The following is a 12,118-nucleotide window of genomic DNA, read 5'->3' as shown; positions in this document are numbered from 1 at the left end:
AACGATCTTCAGGGGCTGGGTTACATCACACACGCCCGCTCACGGGTAGCAGCGCGCCGGTCACGGCGCTGGCTTCATCGCTGGCGAGGAAAAGGATGACATTGGCGAGTTCGTCCGGTGTCACCCATTTGCTGAAATCTGCCTGTGGCATGTCCCGCCGGTTAGCCGGCGTGTCGATGGTGGACGGCAGCACCGCGTTGACGGTGACCTTGCCTTTCAGTTCGGCGGCGAGCGCCTCGGTGAGGCGATGGACCCCTGCCTTGGACGCGGCGTACGGGCCCATGCCGGCGCCGGCTTGCAGTGCGCCCATCGCGCCGATGTTGACGATCCGGCCCTCGCCGGATGTGGTGAGATGGGGGATCGCCGCGCGAGACGCGTTGAGTGCCGTCAGGACGTTGATGGCGTAGAGGCGCTGCCACGTCTTGGGATCGCCTTCAGCAACGGTCTCGAATGAAAAGGCTCCGGCAATATTGATTAGGGCATCGAGCCTGCCGAAATGTGCGGCTGCTGCATTGATCGTCTTGAGAGCCTGATCCGCATCGGACAGATCCACGCCACCGAGATGGAGCTGGTCCGCAGTCGCCGGAATTGTCGTGGCCGCATGATCGATCGCGGCGATTTTCGAACCTCGCGCGAGCGCTGCCTCTACGACCACCTTGCCGAGGGCGCCTGAGGCCCCGGTGATGACGATGACTTTTCCGTTCATTGCGTGTCTCCGCTGCGGCCTGGTGAGAGAATACCCAATACACCCGTCCGATATAGACGGGAGTCCGGCCTTCACTGCTTTCATCCACACCGTGAAATGGTGAGGATGACCTTCGAGACAACCGTGGTTATAGATCTGCGTGAGCAGTTTTGTGTGGTGAGGAATTGCAGGATGGGTGATGCTGTTCGGGTGTTCTCGACCCTAGCGCTGATGGGGGCCATCCGCGGCCTTGCCGGGCGATATGAAGCTGATTTCGGCGTAAAGATTGATGTCGAGTTTGCGCCCACACTTGCGCTTCTGAAGCGGCTCGAGGGCGGAGAGACGGCCGATGTCCTCGTTCTGACGCGTGAGGCGCTCGCGGATCTTGCTTCACAGGGGCGGGTTGTGAGCGACAGCTGTGTGGATTTGGCGCGCTCTTACGTCGGTCTCGCGGTCAAGGCGGGGGCGGCGCATCCGGATATTTCATCGGTTGCGGCCTTGCGCGAAACGCTGCTGAACGCCCGTTGCGTGGGGTATTCGCGGCTGGGGGCGAGTGGTATCTATTTTGCGAAGCTGATCGAGCAGATGGAGATCGCTCCACAGGTCAACGCGAACGCCAAGGTCATTCAGGCTGGCCTGACGGCAGAGCTGCTCCCGACCGGTGAGGCCGAGCTGGCCGTGCAGCAGATCAGCGAGCTTAAGCTTGTCCCGGGGATTGAAGTGGTCGGGCCCATTCCCGTCGAACTGCAGCAAAACCCGGCCGTGTTTTCCGCCGGACGCATGGCGGCGTCTCAAAAGGTAGAGCAGACAAATGGCTTGCTGAAGTTTCTGAAATCATCCGACGTTGCGCCGGCCTTGCGTGAATCAGGACTGGAGCCGTGACGTCAACCGAAGACGCCCGCGATGTCTTTCTCAGCTTAGCTTCGCGACCACGGCGAGCCGTTTCACAGTGCCGTTTCTATAGGCGCGGAGAAATGCCTCGTAATTTCTAAAGGAAACGCAGCCGTTGGAATCGCCATTCGGGCCGAGCATGTAGGTGTGCGCAAGAAGACCGGTTCGCCCGAAGACCTTGCCTTCGCCACCCACCGGATTGAGGCGGATCGCCTGAACACCGTGGAAAAGGCTTTCGCGCAGAGACAGATCGTAAAGATGCGGCGGCGTTGCGCCGCGCATGCGTACGTTGACGAAACGGGGATCGTCGAGCTTGTCGCCGAGGCCGGAATGCGCCTCGAGCTTTGTGCCGTCCGGCATGTAAACCATGCGCGCCGAGATATCGTACACAGCGGTCTCGCGATCGTAGAGAGCGCCCGGCGTCAGGCTTTGCCCATCGCTGGAAATACCGCCATCAGGGGAGGCGAATGCCAGTAACGGACCCTTCTCCTTCAGCTTTCCAAACAGCCTTTCAAAAATTGAGGGCTTCTCTGGCGCCGGCATGGCAACGGCGTTGTTGGCTTGAGCGACGTCGCGGCGTGAGGGGCCCTTATCGTCCGGCACGTTGAGGATCGAAGGACGTGGCGTCGGAAGAGGCACGGCCTCCGCAAGCTGGACGGTCGGCGGTGGCGGCGCAACCGCCGGGCGGGCCAGAGGTGTTGGGATTTCGAGTTGAGCGACCTGCGGCTCTGCCACCGGCAGCTTGTCGGCCTTGGCTAGAGCGGGACGGGAATCAGTGTCGTCGGCCTGGGTCAGGAAGCGTTCGTTGAATGTCGCGGCGGGCGGCAAGGCTCCGGTCGTGTCGAGCTGCGCGACGGAGGTTTTCAGTCCGCCTGACTGTGTCGCGACAAAGGATACTGGCGGCAGATCAATCGCGACGGCCTTGGCGTCTGGACCAAAAACGTTGCTGTACAGGGTATACGCACAGGCCACTGCGATGCACGCAAGCGCAGCATTACCGATCAAAGCCTGCGGGCTGGCTTTGCGCGACGCGCGTCGTCGATCGGTCGAGGCGGATTCGTAATACGCGGTGCTATAACTCATACGCCAGACGTCCAGGATAAATCCACTTGCTGCCTTTCCTGGGGGCGTTGACACGCAATGCACACAGGTAGCACGGCCGAGCACAAAGCTGTGTCCGAGTAGTCCTGAGTGTGCGATTTCCCCAAGTCTCGTTTCGCAGATCTGCGGAGCATGATTAAGGCGAGTTTTCGTTAAATGCCGATTAAATCCGGAAGAAAAGTTAACGGAACCGGCCAGTTTCGTCGACTTTGACGTAAAGCCGCCAAAAATGGCAGGTGACCCCCCGGTCAAGTGATTTGGTCGCCCAGAATCGAGTCGAGAATTAGGCAGCGCCCCGCTAAGTCGTTGGAAAAGCGCGAATCAACGGCTTTCGAATCAATTGCCACTGAATGACAAAGCGCGTGACTTCCGAAACGGATCTGCCTGGGTGAGGGGAACGACGACCTGCCCGCTGTCGTTGACACGGAAGACGCTGATTCAGGAGCGGTCCATGATCCGCAAATTGCAATCCGGCGAATACAGGCTTTATTCGCGCAAGGTGAATCCCAAAACAGGAAAACGCCGCAACCTCGGAACGTTCAAGTCACGTGCCGCCGCAGAGAAGCACGAGCGGGCCGTTCAGTACTTCAAACGGCACTGACAGCGCTAACCATCGCATCGCGATACGTCGCTCGCGATGGAAGCTGCGGGTGGCTCGCTTTCTTCGACTCAAGATCATCATTTTTTCACGGTGATGACGATCTTCCGATCAGCGCATGCTGCAGAGTGAGCGTAGTTGTTGCATCGCCGCGAGGCGAATGTCCTTGACGTCCAAAACTAATCCACGTGCGGAGACCGCAATTCTTGCGCTGCAAAATTCGGCGATCACGTTTTTTAGTCGGCAGCCTCGCCACCAAATTCTAGCCGTATTACCTCGCCACGCTCGTTCATGTTCGCAGAGTGGGGACTCGTCAATGCGAACGCTCGGGTGTTTTGCGTAAAATGGCGACAGAATTCAGAGAGGAGCGAGGCCTGACCGGCCGTCGATGACTCTTGGATGAATCTTGGGGAGGCGGCATGAAGTCAGCGAGAGAGGCGGCTGAGCGTAGTCTTGCGCACTTGGGGATCATCGCGGCGTTCGTCGTGATAGCAATGGTCGTTTACTCTCACTGATTGCGAGTGGCTCGATTCGAAGTTCGTGCAGGCTTATGGCTTGGTCGATGCGAACTTCCGAACCGCCACACTGGCGTTGTCATGGCTCCGGATGGACGAGCATGACAACGCCGCGCCGCTTCCACTCAGTGCGCCGGCACGAAGCCCGCGTCTTTCCAGACATTTTGGTTTTCGTTCGAGGCCAGAAATTTGATGAAAGCCTGGGCTGGCTCTGCAGATGCGTTCGCAGTCGTGACCGCGCCAGCATAGACAAGGCTTAGCTGCAGCGATTCCGGGAGCGGTCCGATCTGGTCCACGCCGTCGACGTGAACAACCTCGCTCGCCGGATAGATGCCGATTTCCGCGGTGCCGTCGGAGACCATCTGTACACCGCCTTCAAGGGCGGGGCGGTAGTGCACCTTCTTTTCGATGGCATCGGAAATTTGCAGACGGCTGACCACTTGCGCCATGTGCGCACCACTCGGTGTGGCTGTTGGCGTCGAGTAGACGACCGAGCGTGCTTTGAGCAAAGCATCCTTGAACGCGTCCGGCGTGGAGATATCAGGCCGTACAGCGCCTTTCCTTGCGATCGCGACAAGGCGAACCGTTCCGAATGTGTCGTAGCCGTCTTGCTTCAACCGTCCCAGCTTGATCAAGCCATCGATGGCTGTCGTCGGCATGATGACCATGTCGGGGGCCTCGCCATCGGCAATACGCTGGCGCAGTGCTGAAATCAGGACATACGTCATCTTCACATGATGTCCGGTCGCGCGCTCGAACTGGGGGATCAGCACGCTGAGTGCTTCCTTCGGTGCGCCGCCGCTCATGACATTGATGTCGGCCGCCACAGCGGGAGCTGCATATAGCGCTGCGACAACAAGCCATGCGATTGTGTCTTTCATGAAAATCTCCGAAAGCTGCCTGTCGAAACCGATAACAGGCATTGGTGTAAGAACTTTTTTCCCGGCAATTTTTTCTCATGCTGCAATTTCTTCAGCCGGATATCGAGTCCTTCCGTGGCTTATCTCTCTGGAAAATCAACGATCTTATGATTTTGAGTCGAGTGGCACGCGGTTTGCTGATCTCTCGTTACTCAACGGAGATTTGTTATGTCGATTTCGCTTTCCGGCATTTTATCGTCACTCACCTCGAAGCCGCTGCCGCCAGGCTACAGTCTGAAACCCGCCGACTCCGAATCATCTGATTCCCAGTCAACTCATTCCCCGGCGGAGCAGAAATTCCTCGACTATATGAAGATGTCGCCGGCCGAGCGCATGCATGCTGCGATGATGAGCCAGCTGGGAATCACGGAAGATGAATATAACGCGATGGATCCTGCGGCTCAGAAAGCGGTTGAACAGAAAATCCAGCAAATGATCCAGCAGCAGGCCGAGCAAAACAATGACAAGCGTACGGGTTTGATCACGGACGTATCGGTCTGATTCATGCGCTGAAACAGATAGACGTTGGCAAGATGCAGGCGCGCGCGTTGCGGCTGTGTTGAGGCGTTGGCTATTTGCCCTTGCTGTCCACCTTGCGCTTCTCTTCCTCGTTCATGCGCTTAACCGTCTCATCCTGATCGGTCGATCCGGTCGGCTTCTTGATGTTGGTGGGTGGGCTGGCATTTGGCGCAGATGTCTGCCCGGGAGGCGTGTCCGCTGGCCGCGTGGCGGTGGTGTTCGGGGCAGGAGAGGTTTGTGCCACAGTACTCGCTGCGCCAAACAGCAGGCAGCCCGATAGCAACGCCAATTGAATAGATCTCGCCGTTTCCATCGATCCAACTCCTGTCAGATCGATGAAAACGGCGAGATAAGTTTAATGTTCCGAACTAGCTCTCGAGTTGCTTGCCGATCGGGAGCGCGCGAATGCGCTTTCCGGTCGCCGCGAAGATGGCGTTGAGGAGAGCCGGCGCAAATGGGGGAACGCCGGGCTCGCCGACGCCGCTTGGCGGGGTGTCGTCCTCAGCGGGCACGATATAGACGTTGGTGACCATCGGCGCCTCATCGATCCTCGCCACCGGGAAGTCGTCGAAGTTTCCTTGCTGGACCTTGCCGTCCTTGAAGGTGATTTCGCCGTACTTCGCGAGGCTGAGGCCCATGACCGCGGCGCCTTCCATCTGCGACTGGATCCGTTCAGGATTGATGAACGTTCCGCAGTCGATCGCCGTGTCGACCTTGTGCACGGTGAGTTTGCCGCCGTCGTCCACCGACGCCTCGACGATGGTCGCGATATAGCTCACGAAGCTGCGGTGAACGGCAATGCCAAGTCCATGTCCTTTCGGCACGGACCGGCCCCAGCCGCCTTTCTCGGCGACAACTTCGACAACGCGCCGGAGCCTGCTTGTGTCGATGGGGTAGCTGTCAAACGGTTCGCCGTAATTCCACGGATCTTTGACCGAATCCAGCTTGACCTTCCGCGGAGAGCCGATGAGCTGCAGCAGCATTTCCTTCTGGTCACGACCCGTGGCATGTGCCAGTTCGCCGACCATCGACTGAACCGCGAACGCTCTCGGGATGTTCGATACCGAGCGGAACCAGCCGATGCGTGTGTGTGCGGCGGCCTCCGGATTTTCGCACCGGATGTTTTCGATCTCGAACGGCATGTCGATCAAACCCATGCCGAGTTCGAAGGGGGCTGCGTGCAGCACATTCGGTTCGAAAGTGGACGCAATGCTGGGCGCAACGCTGCGATGACGCCAGGCGATGACCTTGCCGCTCTTGTCGAGACCGGCTTCGATCCGCTCGGACGACACCGTATGCAGGAAGTCATGACGGACGTCGTCTTCCCGCGTCCACTGCACTTTCACCGGCACTCCGAGCTCCTTGGAGAGCAGGGCTGCTTCGATCGCGTAGTCGCATTTCGATTTGCGTCCAAATCCGCCGCCAAGCAGCGTGACGTTGACCGTCACGTTGTCCTCGGGGATGCCAAGCGTCTTTGCGATGTCTTCACGGGTACCGCCCGGGCTTTGCACAGGTGCCCAGATCTCGGCCTTGCCGTCCTTGACATTGGCGACCGCAACAGGTGGCTCCATGCTCACGTGAGCAAGGTGCGGGAGATAGTATTCGCCCACGACGACCTTATCCGCGCGCTTGAGCGCGGCGTCCACGTCACCCTCGTTCCGGACCACCAAACCGGGTTTGCGGGAGGCTTCTTCCAGCTCGGAACGGTAGCTGACGGAATCGTATTTGCCGTTGGCGCCGTCCTCCCAGACAATCTTGAGGGCATCGCGTCCTTTGATCGCTGCGCCGGTGTTGCGGGCGATGACCGCGACGCCGCCAAGAGGCTGGAATTTAGACGGCCAGGGCCAGCCTTGAACTTCCATCACCTTCTCGACGCCCGGCACTTTCAGGGCGTCTGCGCCGTCAAACGACTTGACCTTGCCGCCGGTGACAGGAGGCCGGGCGATCACAGCGTATTTCATCCCGGGCAGGCGGGTGTCGATGCCGTAATGCGCTTTACCGACGGTGATGTCGTGAAGGTCGACCGAGCTGATCTGACCTTTGCCGATGTAGCGAAAGTCCTTCGGAGACTTGAGCTTCAGACCTTCGATGCCCGGCACGGACTGGTTGGCGGCGTCCGCCGCAAGTTCGCCGAAGCCGAGCTTCCGTCCGCTCGCACTGTGGACGACTTCGTGGTTGACGGCTCTGACTTCCGTGGCCGGAACGCCCCATCGCTTGGCCGCGGCCGCTTCCAGCATCGAGCGGGCGGAGGCTCCGATCTGGCGCATCGGCATAAGGTAGTGGCGGGTGCTGCGCGATCCGTCAGTGTCCTGGTTGCCGAACTTGACTTCGTCGCCATGGGCTTGCTGCACGTGAACGCGTGACCAGTCCGCTTCCATCTCCTCGGCAACCACCATCGGAAGGCTGGTGCGGACGCCGGTACCCATTTCTGAGCGATGGGCGATAATAGTGACCGTTCCGTCCGGGGCGATCGCGACAAAGACTCGTGGGTCGATGACGACGCCATGAGGCATTGCGCCGGCGCCTGTCTGGTAGGCAGCGAAGGCTGGGCGCGACATGATCGGCGCGGCGAGCACAAAGCCGGCGGTGATCCCAAGACCCTTGAGGACAGCGCGGCGGCTGACGTTCTCGATCTGGATGGGGTGTCGCAGTTTGTCGGGTTGTGTGATGATGTTCATGATCAGACTCCCGTCGAAGCCAGATGCACCGCGTTTTCGATTCGCTGGTAAGCGCCGCAGCGGCAGATGTTGCCGGACATCGCTTCCCGGATCTGGCCGTTTGTGGGCTTGGGGTTTTCCTGGAGCAGGGCGGCGGCCTGCATGATCTGTCCGGTCTGGCAATAGCCGCACTGCGGCACGTTCAATTGCCGCCAAGCTTTCTGAACCGGATGATCTCCGGTCGGGTGCAGACCCTCGATGGTCGTGACCTCTCGATCCGCAACGTCGGAAACGGATGTGATGCAGGCGCGTACGGCCTGTTTATCAACGATGACCGTGCATGCACCGCACAAAGCCTGGCCGCAGCCGAATTTCGTTCCTGTTAGCCCGATTTCGTCGCGAAGAAACCAAAGCAGTGGAAGATCCGGATCGCCATCCCAAGTCTGTTCCTGGCCGTTGATTTTCAGTTTGGTCATGATCGTCCCTCGCTCTTCATAAGCTGTATGATGTTCGGCTCGGGCAGGAACATGTTTCCCGTGGGCGCCCGGTGCCGTCGTCAGTCATCGTCCGCATCATCTGAAACAGAATGCACGAAAGTATTGTGAACCGTACCCCGCTGTCTGGATTGTTGAGAGGCGGCGCGCCTCGTCCTTGGCAAGTCCCGATGATCGATTGGGAATCGTGAGCTTAGCAGAAGGGCGCTTCGGTTGACTTCACAACACTTTGTTCCGCCGGACTAACTTTGCCTCGAAACGGGTGGAAACGGCAATCGTGCGCTGCGACAGTCCGGCGCTGCGGTGCGGCGGATGCGCGCCCAATCTTTGGTCAGGAGGTCGGCGATGGACTGTCGAAATTTTCGCTTGGCCAGTTTGGTTGCGGCAGCGGTTCTGGCCGTGCTGTCGGCGGATGGGGTCCAAGCCCAGACGCCAGCTTCGCAACAACGCAGTGCCGGACAAACGTCCATTGAGGCAGCCCCGTCGAAAAAGCCTGGTGTTCTCACCGGCAAGGAGCGCCTTGGCAGGAAATGGTCCGACGAGCAGCGGCTGGATAATTGTAACGTGCCAATCGATAAAAGAGGCCCCCGGCCACGGCCGAGTGAATGCGTGCACGCGCCAAGTATATGACGCGGTGTTCGCGCGCGTGGAAGACCAGCTGCTAGCAACACAAGTGTCGGGCTGTGGCTTTTTGCTGACGCGTCATGTGATCGCCGATTGAATGTTGGTATATGGAAGTAACGCGCCGATATCCATTGCCTGGAGGCCCCATGAAGAAGTTGAAGGCTGCTGGCTGGCTTATCTTGTCAGGGGTCGTCGTTGGTCTTTGGTCGGTGCCCGCCGCCGAGGCCGCTGATTACGCACCGCTTGATTGCGCAAAGGCGAGTTCCGCCGCCGAGCGGACAATCTGTTCCGACTACCGGCTCGGTCAACAGGAAGCGCGGGTGGCCACGTTATTTGAGGTCACGACCTCACTCGTTGCCATGGGACAACGCGGAGATATCCAAGATCAGCAACGCGCCTTTCTGAAGGAACGTGACGCCTGCAAATCAAGCGTTCCCTGTCTCCGCAACGTTTATGAAGCCCGCGACAAGCAGTTAGAATCTGCCCTGGCGCAGATCAGGCAGCGCGGTCCGTTTTGAACGCGACATCTGGATTCTTCCAAATCTGAGACTCTTCCAACGCAGATAAGCAAAGGTCTGAAACCTTGATAAATCCGCAGGTTCTTGTTGTCGGGGCAGGCCCCGTCGGTTTGACCATGGCGTCCGAGCTCACCCGTTATGGTGTCGCCGTCCGCATCGTCGACAAGGCCCCGCAACGAACAGATAAGTCGAAAGCGCTCGCTGTCTGGAGCCGTACGCTGGAAATGCTGAATCGGGCAGGGTGCGCAAATGACTTTATTCTTGCAGGCAACAAGGTCGATGCGGCGAATATCGTTGCCGCCAACAAGCTGATTGCTCGTGTCAGCCTTGCAGAGGCAAAAACGCCTTATCCTTATGCACTGATGTTGCCTCAATCGGAGACAGAGCGGCTTCTTGAAGAGCATCTCAATCGGCTCGGCGTGCATATCGAGCGCCAGGTGGAGCTGGTTCAATTTTCCACCGGCGAGAAGCAAGTCGAGACGACACTGCGCTCAGCGTCGGGAGACGAAGAGCGTCTGAATGTGGATTGGCTGATTGGCTGCGACGGGGCGCACAGCACGGTCCGTCATGGTCTGGGCATGTCTTTTACCGGCAGTACGCTGGACACCGACTGGATGCTGGCGGATGTCCATTTGAAGGCCTTTCCATTTCCTGCGTCGGAGCTGGCAACCTACTGGCACGAGAAAGGTGTTCTGGTGGTGTTGCCGATTTCGCCCGGGCGGTATCGCGTCATCGCCGATATCGGAGTTTCAACGGGTCCACTTCCGGCCAACCCGACGCTTACCGAAGTTCAGGAGGTCCTCGATCAGCGAGGCCCGGGAGGGCTTGTCGCCCATGATCCGGTCTGGCTGTCAGCCTTCCGGATCAATGAGCGCAAGGTGGCGGATTATCGATCCGGCCGTGTGTTTCTCGCGGGCGATGCGGCGCATGTGCACAGTCCGGCCGGCGGACAGGGCATGAACACCGGCATGCAGGATGCTTTCAATCTCGCCTGGAAGCTGGCGTTGGTCTGCCGCGGCGTTTGCGCTGAGAAGCAGCTGCTCGATAGCTACAGCATCGAACGCAGTGCTGTGGGTGAGATGGTGCTGAGCGACTCCGGCCGCCTCACCGCGCTCGCCACGCTCAGAAACCACGCAGCCCAGGTTGTGCGAAACCTCGTGGGCCACGTCTTGCTCGGACTCGCCCCGGTCCGCGAGGCGATGGTCAACAACATGAGCGAGATTGCCATTAGCTACAAACACAGTCCGCTCAACGGGCACGCTATCCACGGCGTGAAAGGACCGTCGCCGGGAGAACGAGTGATGCCGCTTACCGGACAGGCACCATTCGGATCGGGGGATACACCGCGATTCACGTTGTTGGCGACGTTCAACGATACTGTCAAAGGCTTGGTGCGGGAATTCAACGGTCTGATCAATCCGGCCATACAGCCGCCGCTCAGTGAGGGCGGTATGTGGCTTGTCCGGCCCGATGGTTATGTGGGGTGTGTGGCGGCCGCCGATGATACCGCAGCGGTCGCCGGCTACTTGCAGGCGATCCGCTCCGCCACGACGTAGACTTCCTCAGACCTTGCTGTTCTCGTTGCACGCTAGATCGATCCGCAATCGTTCGACGCGGCACCGCCCGCAAATCGATCGGACATCCAGTCGACTGCCGTGTCTGCACTGTCGCGGCCGGTGTCGGATGCGCATCTGATTGACTGGTGCGCTGAACGCGGTGTGCCGCTCGCTCGTGTGTTTCATGTCGAGTCCTTGCCGAAAACGTCATCGGGAAAAATCCTCCGCGATCTGATTAAGCAGCGATATCTGCAATGAAGCCACGCGCCGCGGTGTTCGGAGAGCGCCCGGCAACCCGCTCCAGACGAAAATTTCGCGCATACGGGATGGAACCTGGAAACTGCTGATTGATTGGGCAAGTGCGTGGGAATCTCAATGGAGTACAGCCATGAGTATTGCGAGAGTTGCGATTGCCTGTGCGTTTGCTGGAGCTTTGACCGCTGGGACCGTTCATTCGGCCGGGGCAGCTCCGTTACCAACCAACGTTGACGCGATGAAGTCTACAGCTGTCGGAAATACCGTTCAGGTGCAGTGGCGCCGCGGCTGGGGTGGTGGTTGGCGCGGCGGCGGTTGGGGCTACAGGCGCGGCTGGGGTGGTGGCTGGGGATGGGGCGGCGCTGGTGCCGGCCTGGTCGCAGGCGCCTTGATCGGCGGAGCAATAGCCAGCAGCGGTTGGGGCTATGGCTCCGGCTACTACGGAGGCCCGTACGGCTACTATGGAGGCGGTCCGTATTACGGCTATCCGGCCTACGGCTATGCTCCACGGCCATACTATTATCCACGCTACGTGTCATACGGTTACAGTCCCTACGCGTACGCATACGGTCGGCCCTTCAGGCCCGTCTGGGGTTACCGGTACGGTTGGCGCAGGTGGGGCTGGTAACAGCACCGCTATAGCTTCCACGGCTGCTCGTCGTCCTTAAGACGATGAGCAGCAATCGTGTATTGGGCTCGCCTAGCGGGGCCGATGAAGCTTGCCGGCGATCGCCAGCTCCAAACAGCTATCGGCCACCTGAGATTTAACGACCTCGAAACGAAGC

12 protein-coding genes are annotated in these 12,118 nt (G+C 59.4%); 6 read left to right on the top strand and 6 right to left on the bottom strand.

All coding sequences use genetic code 11. The features are described from left to right. Window positions 1-25: 25 nt before the first annotated feature. Window positions 26-706, bottom strand: a complete 681-nt coding sequence (gene fabG, locus ACP0KA_RS25995) for a 3-oxoacyl-ACP reductase FabG (protein ID WP_424631844.1) — start codon at window positions 704-706, stop codon at window positions 26-28. 171 nt (window positions 707-877) lie between these two features. On the opposite strand from fabG, the gene ACP0KA_RS25990 reads away from it, so the two are divergent. Further along, complete coding sequence (locus ACP0KA_RS25990) at window positions 878-1,567, top strand: substrate-binding domain-containing protein (protein ID WP_424631843.1); 690 nt, start codon at window positions 878-880, stop codon at window positions 1,565-1,567. Window positions 1,568-1,597: 30 nt separating this feature from the next. Here ACP0KA_RS25990 and ACP0KA_RS25985 read toward each other — a convergent pair whose 3' ends face one another. Next, window positions 1,598-2,659, bottom strand: coding sequence for a DUF2778 domain-containing protein (locus tag ACP0KA_RS25985; RefSeq protein ID WP_424631842.1), 1,062 nt, complete (start codon window positions 2,657-2,659; stop codon window positions 1,598-1,600). Between the two features lie 469 nt (window positions 2,660-3,128). On the opposite strand from ACP0KA_RS25985, the gene ACP0KA_RS25980 reads away from it, so the two are divergent. Further along, a complete protein-coding gene (locus ACP0KA_RS25980) occupies window positions 3,129-3,278 on the top strand; it encodes a hypothetical protein (RefSeq protein ID WP_091976305.1) in 150 nt (49 codons plus the stop codon). A 637-nt stretch (window positions 3,279-3,915) separates the two neighbouring features. On the opposite strand, the gene modA is transcribed toward ACP0KA_RS25980, so the two are convergent. Continuing rightward, window positions 3,916-4,671: a molybdate ABC transporter substrate-binding protein gene (gene modA, locus ACP0KA_RS25975; protein ID WP_424631841.1), complete on the bottom strand. Its 756-nt coding sequence runs from the start codon at window positions 4,669-4,671 to the stop codon at window positions 3,916-3,918. Window positions 4,672-4,878: 207 nt separating this feature from the next. On the opposite strand from modA, the gene ACP0KA_RS25970 reads away from it, so the two are divergent. Further along, on the top strand, window positions 4,879-5,211 hold the full coding sequence (locus tag ACP0KA_RS25970; protein WP_424631840.1) for a hypothetical protein: 333 nt from the start codon (window positions 4,879-4,881) through the stop codon (window positions 5,209-5,211). 70 nt (window positions 5,212-5,281) lie between these two features. Here ACP0KA_RS25970 and ACP0KA_RS25965 read toward each other — a convergent pair whose 3' ends face one another. Genes ACP0KA_RS25965 through ACP0KA_RS25955 form a run of 3 tightly spaced genes read right to left on the bottom strand, consistent with a single transcriptional unit; the run spans window position 5,282 to window position 8,362 of the window. Further along, the gene (locus tag ACP0KA_RS25965) at window positions 5,282-5,542 is read right to left on the bottom strand and encodes a hypothetical protein (RefSeq protein WP_424631839.1); all 261 of its coding nucleotides are present in this window, start codon (window positions 5,540-5,542) and stop codon (window positions 5,282-5,284) included. A 55-nt stretch (window positions 5,543-5,597) separates the two neighbouring features. Next, window positions 5,598-7,907, bottom strand: coding sequence for a molybdopterin cofactor-binding domain-containing protein (locus ACP0KA_RS25960; protein WP_424631838.1), 2,310 nt, complete (start codon window positions 7,905-7,907; stop codon window positions 5,598-5,600). 2 nt (window positions 7,908-7,909) lie between these two features. Next, window positions 7,910-8,362, bottom strand: coding sequence for a (2Fe-2S)-binding protein (locus tag ACP0KA_RS25955; protein WP_424631837.1), 453 nt, complete (start codon window positions 8,360-8,362; stop codon window positions 7,910-7,912). Between the two features lie 788 nt (window positions 8,363-9,150). Here ACP0KA_RS25955 and ACP0KA_RS25950 point away from each other — a divergent pair. The 3 genes from ACP0KA_RS25950 to ACP0KA_RS25940 all read left to right on the top strand — a co-directional run bounded on the left by ACP0KA_RS25950 (window position 9,151) and on the right by ACP0KA_RS25940 (window position 11,961). After that, the gene (locus tag ACP0KA_RS25950; RefSeq protein WP_424631836.1) at window positions 9,151-9,522 is read left to right on the top strand and encodes a lysozyme inhibitor LprI family protein; all 372 of its coding nucleotides are present in this window, start codon (window positions 9,151-9,153) and stop codon (window positions 9,520-9,522) included. 65 nt (window positions 9,523-9,587) lie between these two features. After that, window positions 9,588-11,078: an FAD-dependent monooxygenase gene (locus tag ACP0KA_RS25945; RefSeq protein WP_424631835.1), complete on the top strand. Its 1,491-nt coding sequence runs from the start codon at window positions 9,588-9,590 to the stop codon at window positions 11,076-11,078. Between the two features lie 388 nt (window positions 11,079-11,466). Next, on the top strand, window positions 11,467-11,961 hold the full coding sequence (locus tag ACP0KA_RS25940; RefSeq protein WP_424631834.1) for a hypothetical protein: 495 nt from the start codon (window positions 11,467-11,469) through the stop codon (window positions 11,959-11,961). The last annotated feature ends 157 nt before the right edge of the window (window positions 11,962-12,118 follow it).

The sequence above is a fragment of the Bradyrhizobium sp. SYSU BS000235 genome (assembly GCF_049747295.1).
Classification (GTDB): Bacteria; Pseudomonadota; Alphaproteobacteria; order Rhizobiales; family Xanthobacteraceae; genus Afipia.
The sequence above is the reverse complement of the archived record's forward strand: the minus strand, read 5'-3'. Positions and strand labels throughout refer to the sequence as shown.

Excerpts from the sequence above, each read along its gene's own strand:
- ACP0KA_RS25965 (WP_424631839.1), bottom strand. The coding sequence starts at position 5,542 with ATGGAAACGGCGAGATCTATTCAATTGGCGTTGCTATCGGGCTGCCTG.
- ACP0KA_RS25970 (WP_424631840.1), top strand. The coding sequence starts at position 4,879 with ATGTCGATTTCGCTTTCCGGCATTTTATCGTCACTCACCTCGAAGCCG.
- ACP0KA_RS25940 (WP_424631834.1), top strand. The coding sequence starts at position 11,467 with ATGAGTATTGCGAGAGTTGCGATTGCCTGTGCGTTTGCTGGAGCTTTG.
- ACP0KA_RS25955 (WP_424631837.1), bottom strand. The coding sequence starts at position 8,362 with ATGACCAAACTGAAAATCAACGGCCAGGAACAGACTTGGGATGGCGAT.
- fabG (WP_424631844.1), bottom strand. The coding sequence starts at position 706 with ATGAACGGAAAAGTCATCGTCATCACCGGGGCCTCAGGCGCCCTCGGC.
- ACP0KA_RS25980 (WP_091976305.1), top strand. The coding sequence starts at position 3,129 with ATGATCCGCAAATTGCAATCCGGCGAATACAGGCTTTATTCGCGCAAG.
- ACP0KA_RS25960 (WP_424631838.1), bottom strand. The coding sequence starts at position 7,907 with ATGAACATCATCACACAACCCGACAAACTGCGACACCCCATCCAGATC.
- ACP0KA_RS25950 (WP_424631836.1), top strand. The coding sequence starts at position 9,151 with ATGAAGAAGTTGAAGGCTGCTGGCTGGCTTATCTTGTCAGGGGTCGTC.
- ACP0KA_RS25990 (WP_424631843.1), top strand. The coding sequence starts at position 878 with ATGGGTGATGCTGTTCGGGTGTTCTCGACCCTAGCGCTGATGGGGGCC.
- modA (WP_424631841.1), bottom strand. The coding sequence starts at position 4,671 with ATGAAAGACACAATCGCATGGCTTGTTGTCGCAGCGCTATATGCAGCT.
- ACP0KA_RS25985 (WP_424631842.1), bottom strand. The coding sequence starts at position 2,659 with ATGAGTTATAGCACCGCGTATTACGAATCCGCCTCGACCGATCGACGA.